The 21,721-nt window shown below is 69.2% G+C and carries 20 protein-coding genes; 6 read left to right on the plus strand and 14 right to left on the minus strand.

Annotated elements, in window-relative coordinates; genetic code table 11:
- Positions 1-54 precede the first annotated feature (54 nt).
- From AB4120_RS09480 to AB4120_RS09495, 4 genes are all read right to left on the minus strand, one after another.
- Complete coding sequence (locus tag AB4120_RS09480; protein ID WP_441642174.1) at positions 55-1,047, minus strand: Bug family tripartite tricarboxylate transporter substrate binding protein; 993 nt, start codon at positions 1,045-1,047, stop codon at positions 55-57.
- 22 nt (positions 1,048-1,069) lie between these two features.
- The gene (locus tag AB4120_RS09485; protein ID WP_149138118.1) at positions 1,070-2,794 is read right to left on the minus strand and encodes an AMP-binding protein; all 1,725 of its coding nucleotides are present in this window, start codon (positions 2,792-2,794) and stop codon (positions 1,070-1,072) included.
- A gap of 55 nt (positions 2,795-2,849) precedes the next feature.
- Positions 2,850-6,167, minus strand: coding sequence for a carboxyl transferase domain-containing protein (locus AB4120_RS09490; RefSeq protein WP_149138117.1), 3,318 nt, complete (start codon positions 6,165-6,167; stop codon positions 2,850-2,852).
- Between the two features lie 151 nt (positions 6,168-6,318).
- Positions 6,319-7,215, minus strand: coding sequence for a LysR family transcriptional regulator (locus AB4120_RS09495; protein ID WP_149138116.1), 897 nt, complete (start codon positions 7,213-7,215; stop codon positions 6,319-6,321).
- A 105-nt stretch (positions 7,216-7,320) separates the two neighbouring features.
- Between AB4120_RS09495 and AB4120_RS09500 the strand changes: the two genes are divergently transcribed.
- Genes AB4120_RS09500 through AB4120_RS09520 form a run of 5 tightly spaced genes read left to right on the plus strand, consistent with a single transcriptional unit; the run spans position 7,321 to position 12,229 of the window.
- Positions 7,321-8,520, plus strand: coding sequence for a CaiB/BaiF CoA transferase family protein (locus AB4120_RS09500; RefSeq protein WP_149138115.1), 1,200 nt, complete (start codon positions 7,321-7,323; stop codon positions 8,518-8,520).
- A gap of 38 nt (positions 8,521-8,558) precedes the next feature.
- On the plus strand, positions 8,559-9,020 hold the full coding sequence (locus AB4120_RS09505; RefSeq protein WP_092294680.1) for a MaoC family dehydratase: 462 nt from the start codon (positions 8,559-8,561) through the stop codon (positions 9,018-9,020).
- Between the two features lie 41 nt (positions 9,021-9,061).
- Positions 9,062-10,063 (plus strand): Bug family tripartite tricarboxylate transporter substrate binding protein, encoded by a 1,002-nt coding sequence (locus AB4120_RS09510; protein WP_149138114.1) that lies wholly within the window; start codon positions 9,062-9,064, stop codon positions 10,061-10,063.
- 15 nt (positions 10,064-10,078) lie between these two features.
- Positions 10,079-11,239, plus strand: coding sequence for an acyl-CoA dehydrogenase family protein (locus AB4120_RS09515; RefSeq protein ID WP_441642175.1), 1,161 nt, complete (start codon positions 10,079-10,081; stop codon positions 11,237-11,239).
- Between the two features lie 12 nt (positions 11,240-11,251).
- Positions 11,252-12,229: an acyl-CoA dehydrogenase family protein gene (locus AB4120_RS09520; protein ID WP_149138112.1), complete on the plus strand. Its 978-nt coding sequence runs from the start codon at positions 11,252-11,254 to the stop codon at positions 12,227-12,229.
- A gap of 5 nt (positions 12,230-12,234) precedes the next feature.
- On the opposite strand, the gene AB4120_RS09525 is transcribed toward AB4120_RS09520, so the two are convergent.
- The 7 genes from AB4120_RS09525 to AB4120_RS09555 are packed head-to-tail and all read right to left on the minus strand — an operon-like array spanning position 12,235 to position 18,090.
- Positions 12,235-12,846: a glutathione S-transferase family protein gene (locus tag AB4120_RS09525; RefSeq protein WP_262389850.1), complete on the minus strand. Its 612-nt coding sequence runs from the start codon at positions 12,844-12,846 to the stop codon at positions 12,235-12,237.
- 1 nt (position 12,847) lies between these two features.
- On the minus strand, positions 12,848-13,825 hold the full coding sequence (locus tag AB4120_RS09530) for a Bug family tripartite tricarboxylate transporter substrate binding protein (protein ID WP_262389849.1): 978 nt from the start codon (positions 13,823-13,825) through the stop codon (positions 12,848-12,850).
- A 42-nt stretch (positions 13,826-13,867) separates the two neighbouring features.
- Positions 13,868-14,818, minus strand: a complete 951-nt coding sequence (locus AB4120_RS09535) for an SMP-30/gluconolactonase/LRE family protein (protein WP_149138111.1) — start codon at positions 14,816-14,818, stop codon at positions 13,868-13,870.
- Between the two features lie 13 nt (positions 14,819-14,831).
- Positions 14,832-15,659, minus strand: coding sequence for an amidohydrolase family protein (locus AB4120_RS09540; RefSeq protein ID WP_187645275.1), 828 nt, complete (start codon positions 15,657-15,659; stop codon positions 14,832-14,834).
- A gap of 7 nt (positions 15,660-15,666) precedes the next feature.
- Complete coding sequence (locus tag AB4120_RS09545) at positions 15,667-16,665, minus strand: Bug family tripartite tricarboxylate transporter substrate binding protein (protein ID WP_149138109.1); 999 nt, start codon at positions 16,663-16,665, stop codon at positions 15,667-15,669.
- Positions 16,666-16,706: 41 nt separating this feature from the next.
- A complete protein-coding gene (locus AB4120_RS09550; RefSeq protein ID WP_149138108.1) occupies positions 16,707-17,519 on the minus strand; it encodes an SDR family NAD(P)-dependent oxidoreductase in 813 nt (270 codons plus the stop codon).
- A gap of 16 nt (positions 17,520-17,535) precedes the next feature.
- Entirely contained in the window at positions 17,536-18,090 is a 555-nt protein-coding gene (locus tag AB4120_RS09555; RefSeq protein ID WP_149138107.1) for a carboxymuconolactone decarboxylase family protein, read from the minus strand.
- Between the two features lie 154 nt (positions 18,091-18,244).
- On the opposite strand from AB4120_RS09555, the gene AB4120_RS09560 reads away from it, so the two are divergent.
- The gene (locus AB4120_RS09560) at positions 18,245-19,135 is read left to right on the plus strand and encodes a LysR substrate-binding domain-containing protein (RefSeq protein ID WP_441642176.1); all 891 of its coding nucleotides are present in this window, start codon (positions 18,245-18,247) and stop codon (positions 19,133-19,135) included.
- 13 nt (positions 19,136-19,148) lie between these two features.
- On the opposite strand, the gene AB4120_RS09565 is transcribed toward AB4120_RS09560, so the two are convergent.
- From AB4120_RS09565 to AB4120_RS09575, 3 genes are all read right to left on the minus strand, one after another.
- Positions 19,149-19,943 (minus strand): SDR family NAD(P)-dependent oxidoreductase, encoded by a 795-nt coding sequence (locus tag AB4120_RS09565; RefSeq protein WP_144196464.1) that lies wholly within the window; start codon positions 19,941-19,943, stop codon positions 19,149-19,151.
- 139 nt (positions 19,944-20,082) lie between these two features.
- Positions 20,083-20,214 carry an MFS transporter small subunit gene (locus AB4120_RS09570; protein WP_144196465.1) on the minus strand — a complete coding sequence of 44 codons (132 nt, stop codon included), beginning with the start codon at positions 20,212-20,214 and terminating at the stop codon, positions 20,083-20,085.
- Positions 20,215-20,235: 21 nt separating this feature from the next.
- Entirely contained in the window at positions 20,236-21,663 is a 1,428-nt protein-coding gene (locus tag AB4120_RS09575; RefSeq protein ID WP_441642177.1) for an L-lactate MFS transporter, read from the minus strand.
- Between the last annotated feature and the right edge of the window lie 58 nt (positions 21,664-21,721).

Here is a 21,721-nt window from a genome sequence, read left to right on the forward strand (position 1 = left end):
AACGATCCGGGGAGTATATCGGGCGCCGCGCTACGACTCCACCTGGGTCGCCACCTACGACGCCACCTTGATCCCCGACTGGCTGACCAGCGCCTGCCACACCTGCTGGTCGCGCTTGAGCAGGGCGCCGAACTCCGGCGCCGTGGTGCCACGCGGCAGCATGCCGCTGTCGGCCAGCATCCTGGCGCCGGCCGGGGACTTGACGATGGTCGCGATCTCGGCGGACAGCCGCTGCACCAGCGGGGCGGGCGTTTTAGCCGGGGCGAGCATGCCGATCCAGCCGATCGACTCGAAGCCCGTGAAGCCGGCTTCGGTAAAGGTCGGCACGTTCGGCATGGACGGCACGCGCGCCGGCCCCAGCGTGGCGAGCACCTTGATCCGGCCGGCGTCGCCATAGGTCTTGGCCATTACCGTGGAGACAAAGCCGGCGGGCAGCTGCTTGGCGAGCAGGTCGGCGATGGCGGCGGTGTCGCCCTTGTACGCCGCGTGCACGATGTTGAGGTTGGCCTTGCGTTTGAGCAGCTCGCCGTACAGATGGCCGGTGGAGCCCACGCCGAGGCTGCCGTAGGCCGAGCCGGGATTCTGGCGCGCGTACTCGACGTACTCCGCCAGCGTCTTGGCCGGCGTGGCATCGCTGGCGACGAAGACCTGCGCGGCATCGGCCACCAGCGTCAGCGGCTCGAAATCGGTCATCGGGTTGTAGAGCGGCTGCGGCTGGATCAGCGGGCTCTGGATCAGCGCGGTGTTGGTGAACAGCAGCGTGCGCCCGTCCGGCGCCGCCGAGGCCACGGCGGCCGCGCCGATCATGCCGGCTGCGCCGGGGCGGTTGTCCACGATCACGCTGGTCTTCAGCGAGGCGCCGAGCTTGTCCGCGATAAAGCGCGTGATGGCGTCCGTGGAGCCGCCGGGCGGGTAGGGCAGCACGATCCGGATCGGGCCGGCAGGGGTGGCGGGGCCGGGCTGCTGCGCCCAGGCGGGGCGGCCGAGGGCCAGGCCGCCGAGCGTGGCGGCGGACAGTTTGAGCAGGGTGCGTCGCGGCGTGTTCATCGGGTGTCTCCTCTTGATCTTGTTAGTTCTGTTCGAGCTGCGCCTGCAATTCCACCTTGCGGACCTTGCCGGTGGCCGTCATCGGCAGCTCCGCCACCACGCGGATCTCCGGCACCTTGTAGCTCGCCATATGCTCCCGGCACCAGCTAAGGAGGTCGTCGCCGGAGACGGCGGCATGCTCGGGGCGCAGCCGGATGAAGGCCACCGGCACCTGTCCGCGCTCCGGGTCGGGGCGCGGCACCACGGCGGAGCCGAGCACGGCCGGATGCCGGCCCAGCAGCACTTCCAGCTCGGACGGAAACACGCTCATGCCGCGCACCTTGATCATCTCCTTGCGGCGGCCGAGGAAGTGGAGATAGCCGGCCTCGTCATAGGCGCCGATGTCGCCGGTATGGAACCAGCCGTTGCGGAACACCTCGGCGTTGGCCTCCGGGCGGCCCCAGTAGCCCTTGAACAGCGAGGGCGTGCTGACCACGATCTCGCCTTCCCCGCCCACCGGCAACACCGCGCCGGTCTCGAAATCGCAGATCTTGATGCGCGTGCCGGGCACGGGCAGGCCCACGAAGATCGGGCGGCCGTGCAGGTCCATGTCGTCGGTCTGCATGCCGGTGGTGAAGGTGTCGCTGGTGTGGGTCTCGGTCATGCCCCAGGCGCCTTCGGCCAGGATGCCGCCGGTCAGCGCCAGCCACTGGCGGCGCAGGTCTGGCGTGAGCTTGCGGATGAACGACGCCACGCGCGTGTGTTGCAGCGTGCGCAGGTCGTGCCGGGGGAGGTCCGGGTGCTGGAGCAATTCGACGATGCTGTCCACCACCATGAAGGTCCGGTTCACGTGGTAGCGCTCCACGGCGGCCATCACCGCCGCGGGGTCCCAGCGCGCCAGCAGCACCAGCGTGGCGCCGCTGAAGATCGGGTAGATCAGGCCGAGGTTCTCGCCGGCGATCCAGAACATCGGCAGGAAGTTCAGCATCACGTCCGGCGAGGGCTGGGCCGGGTCGCGGCCCGCCTGCCCGCTGGCCACCGCCAGCGAGGCGGCGGCGGTGTACAGCATGTCCCGCTGTGTATGCATGCAGCCTTTGGGCATGCCGGTGGTGCCGCCGGTGTAGTTGAGCGCCGCCAGGGCGTCCAGGTCCACCTGCGCGTCGCGCACGTTGCCCGTGCACAGGCGCACGGCGGTCATCAGGTCGATGGTGCCGGCGTGCTCGACGGGCGGCGCGCCCAGTCCGGCCGGCACGGGCAGCGTGGGTTGGGCCGGCAGGAACTCGCCCGGCGAGGTGCGGAACACCGTGGCCACGGGCGTCTGCGCCTTCACGGCCATCAGCATCGGCACCAGCGAATCGAGTGCGATGACGGTGGTGGCGCCGGCATCGTTCAGTTCGTAGGCCAGCTCGTGTTCCTTGAACAGCGGGTTGACCGGCACGTACACCGCGCCGATCTTGAGGATCGCGTAGAACACGATATGGAACTGCGGGCAGTTGCCGAGCAGCACGGCCACGCGCTCGCCCGGCCCGGCGCCGTGACCGCGCAGCAGCTCGGCGCAGCGTTCGCTGAGGTCGTCGAGTTCGGCATAGGTGAGCGTGGTGCCGTAGTAGACCAGCGCCGGGCGGTCTGGCTGCACGCGCGCCCAGGCGCGCAGGGTGTCACCCAGGCCGATCTCGCCGTGCGGGTAGTGCGGCGCGGTGGGCAGGCCCGCCGGCCAGATGCGGGCGTGGCGGGCGTCCAGGTCGGCAAAGAAGGCGGTCTCTTCCATCGTGTCTCCGGGGCGTTGGACGAACAAGCGCAGGGGAAAGGGGCTTCCCCGGGGGTTACCAGGCGTCTACGTAGCGGCGCGGCGGGGTGTCGCGCGGGGCGGGCTCCAGTCCCGCCAGCAGCCAGCGGCGTGTCTCGGCGGGATCGATCACGGCATCGATCTCCAGCCCGGCGGCGGCGTTGATCGCGTGGCCGCGCTCGTACATCTGCGCCACCAGTTGTTGGTAGAGCGCATCGCGTTCCGGTCCTACGGGCAGCGCTTCAAGCTCCTTGCGGAAGCCGAGCCGCACGGCGCCCTCCAGCCCCATGCCGCCAAACTCGCCCGTGGGCCACGAGATCGTGAAGGCCGGCGCGCGGAAGCCGCCAGCCGCCATCGCCATCGCGCCGAGTCCGTAGCCCTTGCGCAGCACCACGGCCATAAACGGCACGCGCAGCTTGGCGCCCAGCACGAACAGGCGCGACACGTGCCGCACCTGCGCGCGCGCCTCGATCTCGGGGCCGACCATGAAGCCGGGGGTATCGATCAGCGAGACAATCGGCAGCCCGTGGGTGTCGCACAGTTGCATGAAGCGCGCGGCCTTGTCGGCGGCGTCCACGTCGATGGCGCCGCCGAGGTGGCGCGGGTTGTTGGCGACAATGCCGACCGGGCGCCCCTCGATGCGCGCAAGCGCCGTATGCACGCCCGTGCCGTAGCCGGCGCGCAGCTCGAGCAGGCTGTCCACGTCCGCAATACCCTGCATGGCGGCCCGCGTGTCGTACACGCGCAGGCGGTTCTCCGGTACCACGCCGCGCAGCAGCAGCGGGTCCGGGGCCTGCCAGCCGTGCGTGCGGCCCTGGAACATCGACAGATAGTGTTTGGCGGCCTGCACGGCAGCGGCCTCGTCGTCGACGAGCAGGTCCACCACGCCGTTCTGGTACTGCACGGCAGCGGGGCCGATGTCCTCGGGGCGATACACGCCCAGCCCGCCGCCCTCGATCATCGCCGGACCCGCCATGCCGATGTTCGCATCGCGCGTGGCGACGATCACGTCGCAGCAGCCCAGCAGCGCGGCATTGCCGGCAAAGCAGCGGCCCGCCGCGATGCCGATGACCGGCACCTCGCCGCTCAGGCTGGCGAACGCCGCGAACGAGGGCTGGTAGAGCCCGGCCACGGTCGGGAAATCGACATCGCCGGGCCGGCCGCCGCCGCCTTCGGCAAAGATCACCGTGGGCAGCTTCTGATCGGCGGCGACTTGCAGGATCCGGTCGGTCTTGATGTGGTTGCGCTTGCCCTGCGTGCCGGCCAGCACGGTGGCGTCGTAGGCCAGCACCGCGCAGCGGGCCGCCTCGGGCGCGAAGCGGGCGCCGTTGACACGCCCCGTGCCGGTGATCAGGCCATCGGCCGGGGTGTTGGCGATCAGGTCCTCGGCGCTGCGCCGGCTGGCCTGCGCCGCCACCGCATAGGCGCCGTACTCGACGAAGCTGTCGGCATCGCACAGGTCCGCCACGTTCTCGCGCGCGGTGCGCTGGCCACGGGCGTGGCGCTTGGCCACGGCGTCAGGGCGGGCGGCGTCGGCGAGGAAGCCGTCGCGGTCGAACACGCGTTGCAGGTCTGGCCGCACCGCGCGCGGGTCGGCGCCTGCCGTGCGGTGCAGCGGCGCCCCGGTGGTTTCCATCGGCTCCAGCACCAGCAGGATCTGGTTCTCTGTGGTCTGCGCGCCGGCCCCAAGGCGCACGTCGATCACGCGGCCAGCGGCTTCGGCGACGATGGTGTGCTCCATTTTCATGGCGTCGAGGATGGCCACGGTCTGGCCGGGCTGGACGATGGCGTCCTCGTTGACGCGCATCTCGACCACGCGGCCGTTCATCGGCGCGCGGATGGCGATCAGCCCTTCGCCCGGCGCGGCTTCGCTGCCTGCGGCCAGTGTGCTGGCTGGTATGGCGGCTGGCTGGCCGCTGTTGGTATCGCGGGTGGCATCGCGGGTGGCTGCCGTGGCGGCAATGCGTTGGGCCTGTTCAAGCAGATCCGGCAGGATCGCCTCGAAATGACGCGTATGCACGTGCTGCGTGGCGAAGTCCTCGCGCGCGACCAGCGCCCGCAACAAGTCGATATTGGTCGGCACGCCATCGATGCGGAACTCGGCCAGCGCGCGGCGCAGACGCCGTACCGCGTCGTCGAAGCGCGGCGCGGCGGCGCTGACGATGAGCTTGGCCAGCAGCGAGTCATAGCCCGGCGGCGGGGCATAGCCGGCGTAGCCGTGGGTATCCACGCGCACGTCCGGGCCGCTGGGCGGATCGAAACGTTCGAGCCTGCCCTGCGCGGGCCGTGCGAGACCCTGGGCGTCGGTGGCCTCGGCGTTGATGCGCAGCTGGATGGCAAAGCCGCGCGGTGCCGGCGGCGCCTGTGGATCGAGCCCTGCCTCGCGCAGCGAGCGCCCCTGGGCAAGGGCAAGCTGCATCGCCACCAGATCCACGCCGGTGACCTGCTCGGTGATCGTGTGTTCCACCTGGAGGCGCGGGTTGGCTTCGATAAAGACGAAGCCGCGCGGCTCGCCGGCCTCCGTGGTCTCCACGAGGAACTCGAACGTCCCAAGGCTGCGGTAGCCCACCTCGCGCGCCATCACCGTGGCGGCATGGAGGATACGCTCGCGCAGGCCCGCCGTGAGCACCGGGCTCGGCGCGATCTCGACCAGCTTCTGGAAGCGCCGCTGCAGCGTGCAGTCGCGCTCGCCCAGCGCCACCACGTCGCGCCCATCGCCAACGATCTGTACTTCGATATGGCGCGCGCGTTCCACCAGCCGTTCCGCGTAGATCTGGTCCACGCCGAAGGCGCTGCGCGCCTCGGAGCGGCAGCGCGCGTAGGCTTCCGCGAGCCCCTGCGCCTCCCGCACGATGCGCATGCCGCGCCCGCCGCCGCCGCCCACGGCCTTCAGCACGATCCCGTTGCCGTGCTGGGCGTGGAAGAACGCGGTGATGGCATCGAGTGTGGCCCCGCCCGGCGTGGCCGGCATGACCGGCACGTCGCACTGCGCCGCCAGCGCCAGCGCGCGTCCCTTGTCGCCGAACAGCCCGAGCTGCTCGGGCGTCGGGCCGACGAAGAGGATGCCCGCATCCGCGCACGCCTGCGCAAAGTCGGCGCGCTCGCTCAGGAAGCCGTAGCCGGGGTGGATCGCGTCGGCGCCGGTGGCGCGCGCAGCGCCGAGCATCGCGTCGATATCGAGGTAGGCCGCCGGGCCGCTGCCTGGCAGCGCCACCGATTCGTCGGCCAGCATGTGGTGGCGGCACTGGGCGTCGTCGGCGGCATGGACGGCCACCGTGGCGATGCCACCATCCTGGGCCGCGCGCTGGACACGCAGCGCAATCTCGCCGCGATTTGCAATCAGAAGCTTCTTCACTGGCTGGATTCCCGAGGTTGACGACGTGGGATGCAAGCCAGACTGTAAGGGGCGGCGGCCACGGTCCACAACGTGAACCGGACACGCATGGCGCAAGTTTCATTACGGCCATGCACGGCCTGTATGACCGGTGCTGCGCTGCGGAACGGCCTCAGCCGTCCTGCATCATGCCGCGCGCCACGGTGGTGAAGTGCTGCACGTGGCGGTCATCGGCACCCTCGCGCGTGGCCAGCGCAATGCCGATGCGCGCGGTGGGCCGGGGGCTCGACAGCCGCAGGAAGCGCACGCGCCGATTGGTGTAGCGCGCCGTCACGCCGGGCACCAGCGCCACGCCAAGTCCGCTTTCCACCAGACTGACCATGGTCTGCACCTGCACCGCCTCCTGCGTCACGCGCGGCACAAAGCCGGCCTGCTGGCACAGCAGCATCGCCACGGCCTGCTGGTTGGGCACCTCGGCGCTGGGATGCATGATGAAGGGCTCGTCGGCCAGCGCCTTGAGCGCGATGGACTCCTGCGCGGCGAAGCGGCTGTCGGCCGGCACGGCGGCCACGAAGGTGTCTTCCTCCAGCGGCGTCAGCGTGAAGGGGCCGGCGCTCAGGATCGGGAAGCGTACGAGGCCAGCATCTACCTGGCCGCGTTCGAGCCGGTCCAGGATCGAGGCCGAGGTGGATTCATGCAGGATCAGCTCGATGCCGGGATGCGCTGCGCGGAAGGCCGGAATCAGGCGGGGCAGCAGTGCGTAGGTGGCGGAGCCGATGAAGCCGACGCGCAGCGCGCCGCGCTCGCCATGTGCGGCGGAGAGCGCAGCCGCGCGGGCCTGTTCGGCGTGGAACAGCGCGCGCCGGGCGTCCGCCAGCGCCGCCTCGCCGGCCTGGGTGAGGCGCACCCCGCGCGTGGTGCGCACGAACAGCGGCGTGCCCAGATCCGCCTCCAGCTTGCGGATGGAGATCGAGAGCGGCGGCTGCGCCATATGCAGGCGCTCGGCCGCCCGGTGGAAGTTGCCGGTCTCGGCGAGCACGACGAATTGCTGGAGTTGACGCAGGTCCATGGTGATATCCAATCGATATCGGTTCCTAAAAAACTAATATTAGACGGAAAGGTGCCGCCGGCGGTAACCTCGTTGCTCAAAGCCAAAAGATATAAGGAGACGCCCATGCTGCCGCTGTCTGGCATTCGCGTGGTAGACCTGTCCACGGTCGTGATGGGCCCGTACGCCAGCCAGTGGCTGGCCGACCTGGGCGCCGAGGTCATCAAGGTGGAGCCGCCCGAGGGGGATTCCACGCGTCGCACCGGCCCCGCTACCGAAGACGGCATGTCGGCCATCTTCCTGGGCGTGAACCGCAGCAAGAAGAGCGTGGTGCTGAACCTGAAGCTGCCGGCCGCGCAGGCCGCGCTGCACCGTTTGCTGGCCACGGCTGACGTGTTCATGCACAGCATGCGGCCGCAGAAGCTGGCCAAGCTCGACCTGGACCCCGCCAGCGTGATGGCGCGGCATCCGCAACTGATCTATGTGAGTTTGCTGGGCTTTGCGGAGGAGGGCCCCTATGGCGGGCGCCCCGCGTACGACGACATCATCCAGGGCCTGTCCGGCAATGCCGCGCTGATGGCCGCGCAGACCGGCACGGTGCGCTACTTCCCGACCATCGCGGCGGACAAGACCAGCGGACTGGTGGCGGCGCTGTCGATCTCGGCGGCGCTTACCGGGCGCGCGCGGCAGGGTGGCAAGGGGTCGATGGTGGAAGTGCCGATGTTCGAGTCGATGGTGGCCTTCAATATGGTTGAACATCTCTACGGCCAGCATTTCGAGCCGCCGCGCGGCACCGCCGGCTATCCGCGCGTGCTGGCGCCGCTGCGCCGGCCCTACCAGACCGCCGACGGTTACGTCTGCATGATGCCGTACACCGATGCACACTGGCGCGACTTCTTCCGCAGCGCGGGGCGTGACGACCTGGCCGCCGACGCGCGCTTCACTGACATCGCGGCGCGCACGCGCCATATCGAAACGCTCTACGAAATCACCGGCGAACTCGTGCGGGAGCGCTCCACGGACGACTGGCTCGAGATCTGCGAGGGCCTGCAGATTCCCGTGGCGCGCGTGAACGACCTCGACGAGCTGATCGATGATCCGCACCTGCAGGCCACCGGCTTCTTCGAGCAGGTCAGCGATCCGTCGATGGGCACGCTGCGCTTTCCAGGCGCGCCGGTGCGCTTCGACGGTGAACGCGCCCGTGCGGCGCTGCCGCCCCGGCTCGGCGAACACACGCGCGCCGTGCTCGGCGACGCGGGGCTGGACCCCAAGGACATCGACGCCCTGACGCGCGACGGCGCGGCGTTCGCGGCCAAGCCCCGCTGACACACCCCATACCAGACAAGATCCACAAGGAGACAAACATGACCCAAGCACAGCCCAAACGCCTCGGGCAGGGCTACTACTGGCAGGACATCGAGGTCGGGCAGGTTTTCGAGACCTTCCGCCGCACGGTGACGGAGACCGACCTGGTCAACTTCATCTCCACCACCGGCATGCTGGAGGCCATCTTTATCGAGGCCGGCTACGAGGGTGGTGCGATCCAGGGCCGCCCGGTGCCGGCCGCGCTGACCTACGCGCTGATCGAAGGCTTCATCCTGCAGACCATGATCCAGGGCACCGGGCTGGCGATGCTGGAGCTGACGCAGAAGATCCACGGCCCGGTGGTGGTGGGCGACACGATCCGCGCCACCGTGACTGTGACCGGCATCCGCCCGACGTCGAAGAGCGGCCGCGCGGTGGTGGATTCGAGCATCGAGGTCTTCAACCAGCGCAACGAGCTGGTGATGACCTATACCGCGCGCCGCCTGCTGGCAGGCAGGTAGCCCGCCGGCGGCGGCCCCATGCATTTACAGGAGGAGACAACATGCCAGTTCAGAGCAAAAATGCCAGGCATCACCGTACGCTGCGACGCCTCTGCGCCGTAGCCGCGCTGGTCTGCGCGCCGGCCATCATGCCGGCGCACGCGGCGGAATTTCCCGATCATCCGATCAAGCTCGTGGTGCCGTTCCCGCCGGGGGGGCCGACCGACCTCGTCTCGCGCGTGATTGCCAAGAAGATGTCGGAGGACCTCGGCCAGCAGGTGGTGGTGGACAACCGTCCCGGCGCCAACGGCAATATCGGCGGCGAGATGGTGGCCAAGGCGCCCGCCGACGGCTACACGGTGCTGTACAACACCTCGTCCATCGCGCTGAGCCCCGCGCTGTACAAGAAGCTGCCCTACGACGTGAAGCGTGACTTCGCGCCGGTGGCGATGACCGCCATGGTGCCGCTGGTGCTGGAGGTGAACGCGAAGGTGCCCGCGAACACCGTGGCCGAGTTCGTCAGCTGGCTCAAGGCCAACCCCGGCAAGATGACCTACGGGTCGGCCGGCAACGGCAACGTCACGCATCTGGCCGCCTTCCTGTTCCTGCAGGCCAACGGGCTGGACGCGGTACACGCACCCTACAAGGGCAGCGCGCCGGCCCTGACCGACCTCGCCGGCGGGCAGGTGCAGTTCATGACGGACACCATCAACTCGTCGCTGCCGTTCATCCGCGACAAGCGCATGAAGGCGCTGGCGGTGACCAGCCTCACGCGCAGCTCGCAGCTGCCTGACGTGCCGACCGTGGCCGAGACCGTGATGCCCGGCTTCGAAGTGGGCGCCTGGCAGGGGATGATGGTGCCGGCCAAGACGCCGCCCGAGATCGTCAAGAAGCTCAATGCCGCCACGCTGAAGGCGCTGGCCGCGCCCGAGGTACGCGCCAGCCTGGCCGCGCAGGGCGCCGAGCCGCGCGGGACCAGCCCGGAGGCCTACGGCAAGTACGTGGCCCAGGAGCTGGAACGCTGGCGCAAGGTCGTCAAGGATTCCGGCGTCACGCTGGATTGAAACAGGAGTCTCGATGTGAGTGCGCTGTTCACAACGTTTCAGCTCACGGCGCTGCCGCCACAGGCGGCGGCCTTCCGTGCCGAGGTCAAGGCCTTCCTCGCCGAACACCTGCCGGCGCTGCCGCCCGATGTGCGCGCGCGCTCCTGGATGGGGTTCGACGCCAGTTTCAGCCGGGCGCTGGCGCGGCGCGGCTGGGTGGGCATCACACTGCCTGCGGCCTACGGCGGCGCCGGGCTCGACGCCTTCTCGCGCTTCGTGCTCGTGGAGGAGTTGCTGGCCTGCGGCGCGCCGGTCTCCGCGCACTGGATCGCGGACCGGCAGAGCGGGCCGCTGATCCTGCGCTACGGCAACGACGCCCAGCGCGCCTTCTACCTGCCACGCATCCGCCGGGGCGAGGCGTTCTTCTGCATCGGCATGAGCGAGCCGAACGCCGGCTCCGACCTGGCCAGCGTCAGCACGCGCGCCGTGCCGCTGCCCGAAGGCGGCTGGCGGCTGAATGGCCGCAAGATCTGGACGACCAACGCCGACCGCTGCCAGTACATGCTGGCGCTGGTGCGCACCTCCGGCGAGGCGGGTGACCGCCAGAAGGGCCTGTCGCAGGTCATCGTCGATCTTGCCGCGCCGGGCGTGACGATCCGGCCGATCCACGACCTGGCTGGCGACGCGCATTTCTCGGAGGTGAGCTTCGACGACGTGACCCTGCCGCCCGATGCGCTGGTGGGGCAGGAGGGCGCGGGCTGGGAGCAGGTCAACGCGGAACTGGCGTTCGAGCGCAGCGGCCCGGAGCGGCTTTATTCGAGCGTGGTGCTGCTCGACGCATGGATGGCCGCGCTGCGCCGCCTGCCGTCGATGCGGCGCGACACGGTCACCGTTGGCAGGCTGGTCGGGCGCCTCGCCACGCTGCGCGCGATGTCGCTGGCGGTAACGGCGCGGCTCGCCGCCGGGGAAAGCCCGCTGGTGGAGGCCGCGCTGGTCAAGGATCTCGGCACCGAGCTGGAGCAGTCCGTGGGCGCGCTGGCAGAAGCGGCGCTCGGGGATGATCCGGAACTGGCCGCCGACACGGCGCTGTATCGCACGGCGGCCTACGTCAGCCAGATTTCTCCGACCTATTCGCTGCGGGGCGGTACCCGCGAGATCCTGCGCGGCATGATTGCGCGCGGCCTTGGCCTGCGCTGAAGGAGTTTCGAGATGGATAACGCTTATTCCGACGCGCTGACCGCCCTGCTGCGCGACCACTGCACGCCGGCGCATGTGCGCGCCGTGGAAGCCGGGCAGGGCGCGGCGCCGCTGTGGAGCGTGCTGCGCGACAGCGGCTTTGCGGACTGCCTGCTGCCCGAGGATGCCGGTGGCGCGGGGCTCTCGCTGGCGGAGGTCGCCCCGCTGTTCTTTACGATGGGTTGGCACGCGATGCCGCTGCCGCTGGCCCAGACGATGTTCGCGCGGGCGGTGCTGCATCAGGCCGGCATCGACATACCGGAGGGGCCGATTGCGCTGGCGACCTTTGACGCCGCGCCGCGCACCCATGCGCCGTGCGGGGCCGCCGCGGCGTGGTTCCTCGTGCAGGACGGCGGCCAGGGGGCGCTGGTTGCCCGCGCAGCCGCGGATCTGGCAGATACCGGCGTGCACGGCGACCTGACGGTCTCCATCGGCCGGTCCCCGTCCGCCACCTTTCCGCTGGCGCCGGGGCTGCTCCGTACGCTGGGCGCCTGCCTGCACGCCGCGCAGATGGCCGGCGCGATGGCCCGCGTGTTCGACATGACCTTGCAGTACGCCAACGACCGCGCGCAGTTTGGCCGGCCCATCGGCAAGTTCCAGGCGATCCAGCATCAAGTCAGTGTGATGGCCGAGCAGGTGGCGGCGGCGCGCGTGGCGGCGCAGATCGCGTGCGCGTCAGACAACGCCTGGCCGGACCGCATGCGCGCGGCGGTGGGCAAGCTCAATGCCTGCGAGGCGGTGACCCCGGTCACTGGCAGCGCCCATGCCGTGCACGGGGCGATGGGCGTCACCGAGGAATACGACCTGCAACTGTTCACGCGGCGCCTGCATGCGTGGCGGCTGGCCGATGGCTCGGAGCGCTACTGGGGCCGGGAGATTGGCGAAGCGGCCTGCGCAGCGGATGCCGGCACGGTCGATCTGATCCGGTCTTGGAGTACCGACGCGGCTTGACGTAGCTACGCCGACGGCATGGTCTCCCGCATCGACGGGCGCTGGTCGAACGTCGCGAACCACTGCGCCAGCGCCGGCGCCTGCGCGCGCCAGTCAAGCGCCTTAAAGCGGAAGTCGAGATAGCCCAGCGCGCAGCCGATGGCGACATGGCCGAGCGACACGGCTGATTCGCGCAAGATTGCCGCTTCGGCATCGAGCACCGATAACGTGGCCGCCAGCTTGGCGGCCCAGGCGTCGAGGATGGGCGCCGACTGCTGCGCCGCCGGCCGCAGCCGCTCGTTGCGCCACAGCACCAGCAGATCGGTCAGGCCATGGCCGATCCCGTGCCAGCGCAGCGCGCGCAAGCGGGCGGCGCGCTCGCCCGGCACCAGCGCGGAGCCAGCGGCGAGGTACTCGCAGATCAGTGTCGATTCCGACAGCACGCTGCCGTCCTCAAGCACCAGCGTCGGGATCTTGTTGAGCGGGTTCATGCGCATCACGTCCGCGTTGCAGCCTGTCATGGCCACCACCGCGTCCGTGCAGCGGATGCGGTCGGCGATGCCCAGTTCGTGCGCGGTCACCATCACGCGCCGCACGAACGGCGAGCGGGGCGACCAGTACAGCGTCATTGTGCCCATGTCATTCTCCGTGGATGTTGTGTTCCTTGACCACGCGGCCCCACTTGGCGGTGTCGTTGCGGATCAGCGTGGTGAACTCGGCGGCGCTGCCCGGGGCGGGCACCAGGCCGAGTTGTTCGAGGTTGGTGCGCACGCCGGGGTGGTCGAGCGTGCGGCGCAGGGCCTCGTTCACGCGCTTCACCACGTCAGGCGGCGTGCCGGCCGGCCCCATCATTCCGTACCAGTTGCTGGCCTCGACGTTGGGAATGCCCTGCTCGCCCAGCGTTGGCACATCGGGCAGGAAGCCGAGCCGCTTGGGCGCCGCCACGCCAATCGGCCGCAGCCGCTTGCTGGTGATGAACGGCATCAACCCGGACGCATCGCCAAAGAACGCATCCACCTGGCCGCCGAGCGTGTCCGTGATGGCCGGCGCGGCGCCCTTGTAGGCTACGTGAAGGAAGTTCACGCGCGTGGCCGCCTTGAACAGCTCGATGGTCATATGCGGCATGCTGCCGACGCCGGTGGAAGCCAGGCTCGGCGGCTTGGCCGCCTGCTGCGCCTGCTTGACGAACGCTGCGGCATTGGTGGCGGGCGCGTCGGGCTTGACGACCAGCACCTCGGGCGTGTTCACCACCAGCGAGATCGGCGTCAGGTCCTTCTGCGGGTTGTAGGGCAGGCTGGCGTACAGCGACGGGTTGATGACGATGGCCCCCGCGCTGGTCAGGAACAGCACCGAGCCGTCGGTGGGCGCCTTCGCCACGAAGCTCGCCGCAATGGCACCGTTGGCGCCGGGGCGGTTGTCGATGACAACGGTCTGCTTGAGTTCAAGCTCAAGCTGGCGCGAGATGGCGCGTGCCAGCGAATCGGCGGGGCCACCGGCCGGGAACGCGACAACCAGCCGCGTGATGGGCGCAGCGTGGGCGAGGGGTGTAATGGCAAGGGTGGCCAGCGTGGCCAGGGCCGCGAGCGCGAACGCCGGGGCAAGCATGCGGGTGCGCATGGGGGTCTCCTCCAGATTGACGGGGTATGGCGGCGCGGGGGTCTAGCCGCCCACGGCGCCTTGCGTGTTGACGTACAGCGAATAGATCGACGTGCAGGACGCCATGAACAGCCGGTTGCGATGCCGCCCGCCGAAGCAGAGGTTGGCGCAGCGCTCGGGCAGCGAGATATGGCCGATGGCCTCGCCTTGCGGCGAGAACACGCGCACGCCGTCCAGTTCAGGCGTGCCCATGCCCCAGCCGCACCAGAGGTTGCCGTCCACGTCCACGCGGAAGCCGTCCGGCGTGCCCGGCCCGGCATCGACCAGCACGCGCGACTCGCCGAGGCGGGAGCCGTCACTGCTCACCTGGAAGGCGCGGATGCGGCGCGGGCGGGCGCGCGATTCGATCACGTACAGCGTGGATTCGTCGGGCGAGAAGGCCAGGCCGTTCGGCCCGCTGATGTCGTCGGCCATCACGGCGGCGGTGCCGGTGGCGGGGTCGAAGCGGTAGACGCGCTCGGGCTGCTCGGCTGGGGCGCGCTCGCCCTGGTAGTAGCCGGCGATGCCAAAGGGCGGATCGGTGAACCAGATCGAGCCGTCGGACTTCACCACCACATCGTTGGGTGAATTGAGCGGCTTGCCGTCGAAGCTGTCCATCAGCACCGTGATGCGCCCGTCGTACTCGGTACGCGTGATGCGGCGGCCGCCGTGCTCGCAGGTGATCAGGCGGCCCTGGCGGTCACGCGTATTGCCGTTCGCATGGCCGGAGGGCGCGCGGAATACGCTCACCGCGCCGGTTTCCTCCTCCCACTTCATGATGCGGTTGTTCGGGATGTCGCTCCAGAGCAGGTAGCGGCCATCGCCGAACCAGACCGGGCCTTCGTTCCAGCGCCCGCCGGTGGCAATGCGCTCCACGGCGGCCAGCGCCAGGCGGTAATGCTCGAAGGCGGGCTGCAGGACCTGGACGGCGGGGTCCGGATAGCGGCCAATGGGCATGTGGTCGTTGTCGTGCATGGAGGTTCCTGTTTCAGGCATAGAGCCGGGCGGGGTTGTGGCGCAGCACGGCGTCGGCGGTGGCGGCGTCGCCGCACAGCGCGCGAATCCAGGCCAGCAACTGCGCCTCGTCGGGCCGGGGGTATTTGATGTTCGGGTGCGGCCAGTCGGTGCCCCAGATCGCGCGGTCCGGTGCGGTGTCCAGCAGCGCGCGCGCCACGCGCACGGCATCGAGATAGGGCGCGATGCCATCGGTGATGCGGTCCGGCCCCGAGAGCTTGATCCACAGGTGGGGCAGGGCGAGGTACTCCTGAAGCTGGGCGAAGCTGGCATAGGCCACGCCGTCGCGCGCCTGCACGCGCGCCATGTGGTCGATCACGAGCGGCACGTCCAGCGGGGCCAGCGCCGCGAGCGCGCCCAGCACATCGTCGATCTGGCCGTGCAGCAGCGCGTGCCAGCCATAGGGGCGAATTCGTTCGAGCACGGCACGCATCTGGCCCATGTCCGGCGCACCGCCGAGGTGGGACATCAGGCCTAGGCGGATGCCCCGCACGCCGCGCGCCGCCATGTCGGCAAGCTGCGCTTCGTCGATATCGGGATCGATGGTGGCGATGCCGCGATAGGCGCCGTCGGCTGTATCCAGCGCCGCGAGCAGCGCGCCGTGATCGTTGCCATAGCAGGCGCCTTGCACGATCACGCCATGGGCGATGCCCAGCGTGGCGTGGATCGCCCGGATCTCTGCGAACGGCGCTGGCGGCGGGGTGTAGATGGGGTTGGGCGGCAGCGGATGGGCATCGTAGGGGCCGAAGATATGGAAATGGCAGTCCCAGATGCCCGAGGTGCTGGCGGCAGTCGTTGGCATGGTGGTGTCAGTCGGAGCGTGCGCCGGTTTCCTTGACCACGCGGGTCCAGCGCGCATATTCGTTGCGGATCAGCGCGCCGTACTGCTCTGGCGTGCCGCCGGTGGCCTCGGCGCCTTGCGCATGCAGTGCGGCGAGGGTGTCGGGGTCTTTCAGTACGGCCGCCACTTCGCGGTTGATCCGGGTGACCACGGCTGCGGGCAGGCCGCGCGGCGCCACGATGCCCTGCCAGGTGCCGGAGTCGAAGCCCGGCGCGATGGTTTCGGACAGCGTGGGCACATCCGGCAGCACCGAGACGCGCCGCGCCGTGGTGGCCGCTATCGCGCGCAGCTTGCCGTCCTGGATGAACGGCAGCGCAGCATTGAGACTGCCGGACATCATGAAGTCCAGGCGGCCGGACAACAGGTCCGGCAGCGCGGCGGCATTGCCCTTGTAGGGGATATGGTTGAACTGCGTGCCCGTGCGCGCGGCAAACAGCACGCTGGTCAGGTGGTCGATGGTGCCGTTGCCCGACGAACCGAAGCTCATCTGCCCGGGCCGCGCCTTCAGTTGCGCGAGGAAGTCCTTGGGCGTGCGGATCGGCGAGGCGGCGTTGACGATCACCACCAGCGGCACCGTGGCCACGTACGCCACCGGCGTGAAGATCTCGCTCGGATTCAGCGCGGGCTTCTGGAACAGCGCCGGGGAGATGTCGATCGACGAGCTGTTGTAGAGCAGCGTGTAGCCGTCCGCGGCGGACTTGGCGACCTGCTCCGCCGCGATATTGCCGCCGGCGCCCGGCCGGTTCTCGACCACCACCTGCTGGCCCAGCCGTTCGCCGAGCTTGCGGGCGATCACGCGGGCGATGATGTCGGTGGGGCCGCCCGGCGAGAACGCCACGACCATGCGGATGGGCTTGTCGGGGTAGGTGTCGGCCTGGGCGGCGGCGGGAAGGCCGAGGCTGGCCACCAGAAAGGCGGCCAGCAGGATGCGTCGCCGGGAAGCGGCGGCACGCGGTGTCGATGCCATGAGCGGAGGTCTCCTCTGTTTTTTTATAGGTGGTGTTGCCGTCAGTCGCAGCGCACGCTCATCCCGCCATCGACAATGATCTCGGTGCCGGTGACGAAGCGCGCTTCGTCGGAGGCGAGGAACAGGGCCGCGTTGGCGGTGTCGCGCCCGTCGCCCATGAAGCCGAGCGGGATGCGGGCCTGGCGCTGGGCCAGCAGCGCGTCCACGTTGCCACCGGCGCGCTGGCCGGCCAGGCGGGCTTCGACCATCGGCGTATGCATCTGGCCCGGAATCACGGTATTCACGCGTACGCGCTTCGGGGCGTACTGCACCGCCACCACGCGCGAGAACTGGATCACGGCAGCCTTGGCCGAGGCGTAGGCCACCTGCGCGGCGCCAGTCCAGCGAATGCCGGAGGTGGATGCCGTGTTGACGATGGCGCCACCGCCCTGTGCCTCCATGTGCGGCAGCACGGCCTTGCAGGTCAGGAACACGCTCTTGAGGTTGAAGTCCATCTGGATGTCCCAGGTCTCCTCGCTCAGCTCCACGGGGCCACCCTTGGCCGAGCCGCCCACGTTGTTGACCAGCACGTCCACCCGGCCGAAGCGGGCGATGCAGGCATCGACCATGGCGGTGACTGCGGCGGCGTCGGTCACATCGCAGCAATGGGCTTCCACCTCGCCGTCGATGGCGCGCACGCGCTCGAGGGTTTCGGCCATGGCGTCGGCGCTCTTGTCCACGGCGAAGATGCGCGCACCTTCCTCGGCAAACCGCACGGCGACGGCGCGGCCATTGCCCCAGCCCGGGCCGACGCAGCCCGCGCCGGTCACGATGACGACTTTTCCTTCGAGCCTCTTGGGCGAATTGGATGACATGTTGCGGATTTCCTGTTCAGAGCGGATCGAGTTCGTTGGGCGTGCCTGCCGGCGGCACTACCTCGAACGCGTTGATGGTCATCGAGATCAGCGTGTAGTAGCCGGCGAGGCCGACGAGGTCCACCACCGCGTCCTGGCCGAGCACGTCGATGGCGTGCTTGTAGAGCGTGTCGGGAATGCGGCGGGTCTGGTCGAGGCTCTGCATCACGGCGTGGATCACGGCCTCGTCCTCGTTGGCGAAGGCCGGGGTGCGGCCGGTGCGGATGGCCTCGACCACCTCGGGCTGCACGCCGGCCTTCAGCGCCAGCGGCTTGTGGGCGTACCACTCGTACTCGGCGCGCCAGGCGCGGGCCATGCAGAGGATGGCCAGCTCGGACAGGCGCGGCGGCAGGGAGGAATCGTAGCGGCAGTACTGGCCCAGCGCCTGGGCGGTGGCGGCCAGCTGGGGGCGTTGCAGCCAGACCGCCAGAGGCCCGCGCACGCCGCCGCGCGGGCCGCCGGCAATGGTGTCGTGCACGGCGCGCTGGGCAGGGGTCATGGCGTCCAGCGCCGGGGTGGAAATGCGTGGCATGCGCCTGTCTCCGGAATCTTGGGGTTGTTGTCTTGGAATCCGGCCATTGTGCGAATGGCGTTTGGATGCGTCCAATATATTTTTGGGAACAGACTGATTCCAAAATAGAATGACTGGCGCTGCCGTCTGGCGGCGTACGCAAGGGGGCGGAAGCATGAAAGCGACGATGGAGATTCGGGACCTGCGCATGTTCATGGCGCTGGCGGAGGAACTGCATTTCGGCCGCGCGGCGGAACGGCTGCGCATCTCGCAGCCGCCGCTGACCAAGCACATCCAGCAGCTCGAGGAACAACTCGGCGTGATGCTGTTCGACCGCAACAAGCGCAGCGTGCGGCTGACGCCGGCCGGCGCGGCGCTGGTGCAGGAGGCGCGGCGCATCCTGAACCAGGCCGAGGTGGTCTTGCAGGTGGTGCGGCGCGCACAGCAGGGCGAGACCGGCACGCTGCGCATCGGCTTTGTGGCGGCGGTGGTCTACATCGGGATGGAGACGCTGTTCGCCCGGCTGCATCGCGAGCTGGCGGGCGTGGAGACGGTGTGGGAGGAGATGGGCTCGTCAGAGCAGGTGGAGGCGCTGCGCAAGGACCGCATCGACCTGGGTTTCGCGCAGGTGCCGATGGGGGTGGGCGAGATGGCGGCGCACCTTGTGGCCAGCGTGCCGCTGGCGGCGGCGCTGCCCGCCACCCACCGGCTGGCGGGCCGCGCGAAGATCGATGTGGCGGCGCTGGCCGACGAGCCGTTCATCGTGATTCCCCGGGAGAGCGCGCCGGGCTATTTCGACCTGACGGCGGCCACCTGCCTGGCCGGCGGCTTCAGCCCGAACTTCCGCCACTACGCCAAGCACCTGCTGTCCGTCATCAGCCTGGTGGCGCTGGGCCGGGGCGTGGCACTGGTGCCGCGCACGCTGGGCACGGCGGCGGTGCCCGGTGTGGTGCTCAAGCCGCTCACCGGGGCGCCGGCGCACGCGCAGTACTCGGCAATCTGGCATCCGGAGAACCCGTCGCCGGTGCTGGCGCGTGCGGTGGCGTTGCTGGGCGCGGGCGGCTGAGCCGGCTGGCTGTTCAGATGATCGTATCGACCACGCCGCCATCCACCCGCAGCGCCGCGCCGGTGGTGGCCGATGCCTGCTTCGAGCACGCATAGACGACCATATTGGCCACTTCCTCCACAGTGGCCGCGCGCTGGATCAGCGACGAACTGCGGTGCGCCTTGACGAAGTCAGCCGCCACTTCCTCGGCGCTCTTGCCGCTCTTGGCAATCTCGTCCTTGAGCATTGCCTCCACCCCTTCGGACAGCGTCGGTCCCGGCAGCACCGCATTGACCGTCACGCCGGTCCCCGCCAGCTGCTTGGCCAGCCCGCGCGAGACGGCCAGCTGGGCGGTCTTGGTGACCCCGTAGTGGATCATTTCCACCGGGATATTGATGCCGGATTCCGACGCGATGAACACGATCCGGCCCCATTTCCGGGCGGCCATGCCCTTGGCGTAGGCGCGCGAGAGCCGTACGCCGGTCAGCACGTTGACCTCGAAGAAGCGCGTCCACTCGCTGTCGGGGATGTCGAAGAAGTCCTGCGGCTGGAAGATGCCGAGGTTGTTCACGAGGATGTCGATGTCGGGATGGGTGCCGACCAGCTTGTCGCACACCGCCGCATCGACCAGGTCGCCGGCAAAGCCTACCGCCTGGGCGTCTGGCACGGCGGCTTTCAGCTTGGCCAGCGCCTGCTCCACGCTGGCGCTGCTGCGGCCGTTGACGATGACGCGTGCGCCGGCCTCGGCGAGCCCCTTGGCCGTGGCAAAGCCGATGCCGGCCGTGGAACCCGTGACGAGGGCGGTCTTGCCCGATAGATCGATCTTCATGGCGACTCCATTCAACTGGGTGGGGAGGGGGGAAAGGGGGGAAGGGGCCCCGCGCGGGGCAACCCGACAAGTGTAGGAGGAAATGAAAAGGGCCGCGTTGCCGCGGCCCTTCCGTCACTGCCTCACTGGCTGTCCGGTGTTACTGGAACAGCTTCAGCGCCTGGGTGATGGTGTTGGACACCCCCCAGACCAGCGGCACCAGCACGTAGAGCCAGAACACCGCCAGCAGACCGGTGTTGGTCGGTTGCGCGTCAAGAGATTGGTTTTCCATGGATGACTCCGTTCTAGATGCTTAGTGCGCGCCGCCCGCCACACCGGCCATGCCGGCCACTTCGGCGTCGCTCATGTGGTGCTTCTCGCTGACGCGCGAGACCAGCAGGTTGGCCAGGAAGCCGATGACCAGCAGGCCAGCCATGATGTGCAGCGTCATGGTGTACGCCGCGCCACCGGTTACGCCGTGCGCCACCTGGTATTCGCGGATGTAGTTCACCAGCACCGGGCCGGCGATGCCGGCGGCGGCCCAGGCGGTCAGCAGACGGCCATGGATGCCGCCCACGTAGGCCGTGCCGAACATGTCGGCCAGGTAGGCCGGGATGGTGGCGAAGCCGCCGCCGTACATCGACATGATCACGCAGTAGGCCAGCACGAACAGCGCGATGCTGCCGGCGCCACCCAGTTGCGGCACCAGCCAGTACAGCACGGCGCCCAGCGCGAAGAACACGAAGTAGGTGTTCTTGCGGCCGATCCAGTCCGACGACGAGGCCCAGAAGAAGCGGCCGCCCATGTTGAACAGCGACAGCAGGCCCACGAAGCCCGCGGCAGCGGCCGGGGTGACCGAGCCCTTGAAGCTTTCCTGGATCATCAGCGAGGCCTGGCCGAGCACGCCGATGCCGGCGGTCACGTTCAGGAACAGCACCAGCCACAGCAGGTAGAACTGGGGCGTCTTCAGTGCCTGGTCGATGTGCACGTGGTTACGCGTGATCATCTTGTTGGTGGTGACCGGCGGGGTCCAGCCGGCGGGCTTCCAGCCGGGCGGCGGGACGCGGATCGCCAGCGAGCCGATGGTCATCGAGATGAAGTAGCCCACGCCCATGACCAGGAAGGTCTGGGTCACGCCGACCGAGGTGGCGCTCTTGAAGGTATTCATCAGCGCCACGGACAGCGGCGCGGCGATCATCGCGCCGCCGCCGAAGCCCATGATGGCCATGCCGGTGGCCATGCCGCGGCGGTCCGGGAACCAGCGGATCAGCGTGGAGACCGGCGAGACATAGCCGAGGCCCAGCCCAATCCCCCCGAGCACGCCATAGCCGAGGTAGAGCAGCACGATCTGGTGCGTATAGACCCCGAGCGCCGAAATCAGGAAACCGCCGCCAAAGCAGCAGGCCGCCGTGAACATGGTCTTGCGCGGGCCCACGCGTTCCAGCCATTTGCCGGCGAAGGCGGCCGAAATGCCGAGGAAGAAAATGGCCAGCGAGAAAATCCAGCCCAGCGTGGTCAGTTTCCAGTCGTCAGGCGCGGATTCGGTAATACCGATTACCTTGGACAGGGGGGCATTGAATACCGAGAAAGCATAGGCCTGGCCAATGCAGAGGTGCACCGCCAGCGCGGCGGGCGGGACCATCCAACGGGAAAATCCCGGTTTGGCGTAGGTCGCTTCCTTGGAAAAGAACGGCGCTCGCCCGTAGGACGGGCTGCCACCATCGTTGATCACGCTGCTCATGTTGAACATTCTCCGGGACATGGGAATACCGGGTAGTTCGTCCCCACTGGCCTGGCGC

This window comes from Cupriavidus sp. 2KB_3, assembly GCF_052115685.1.
In the GTDB taxonomy this organism is placed as follows: Bacteria; Pseudomonadota; Gammaproteobacteria; order Burkholderiales; family Burkholderiaceae; genus Cupriavidus; species Cupriavidus campinensis.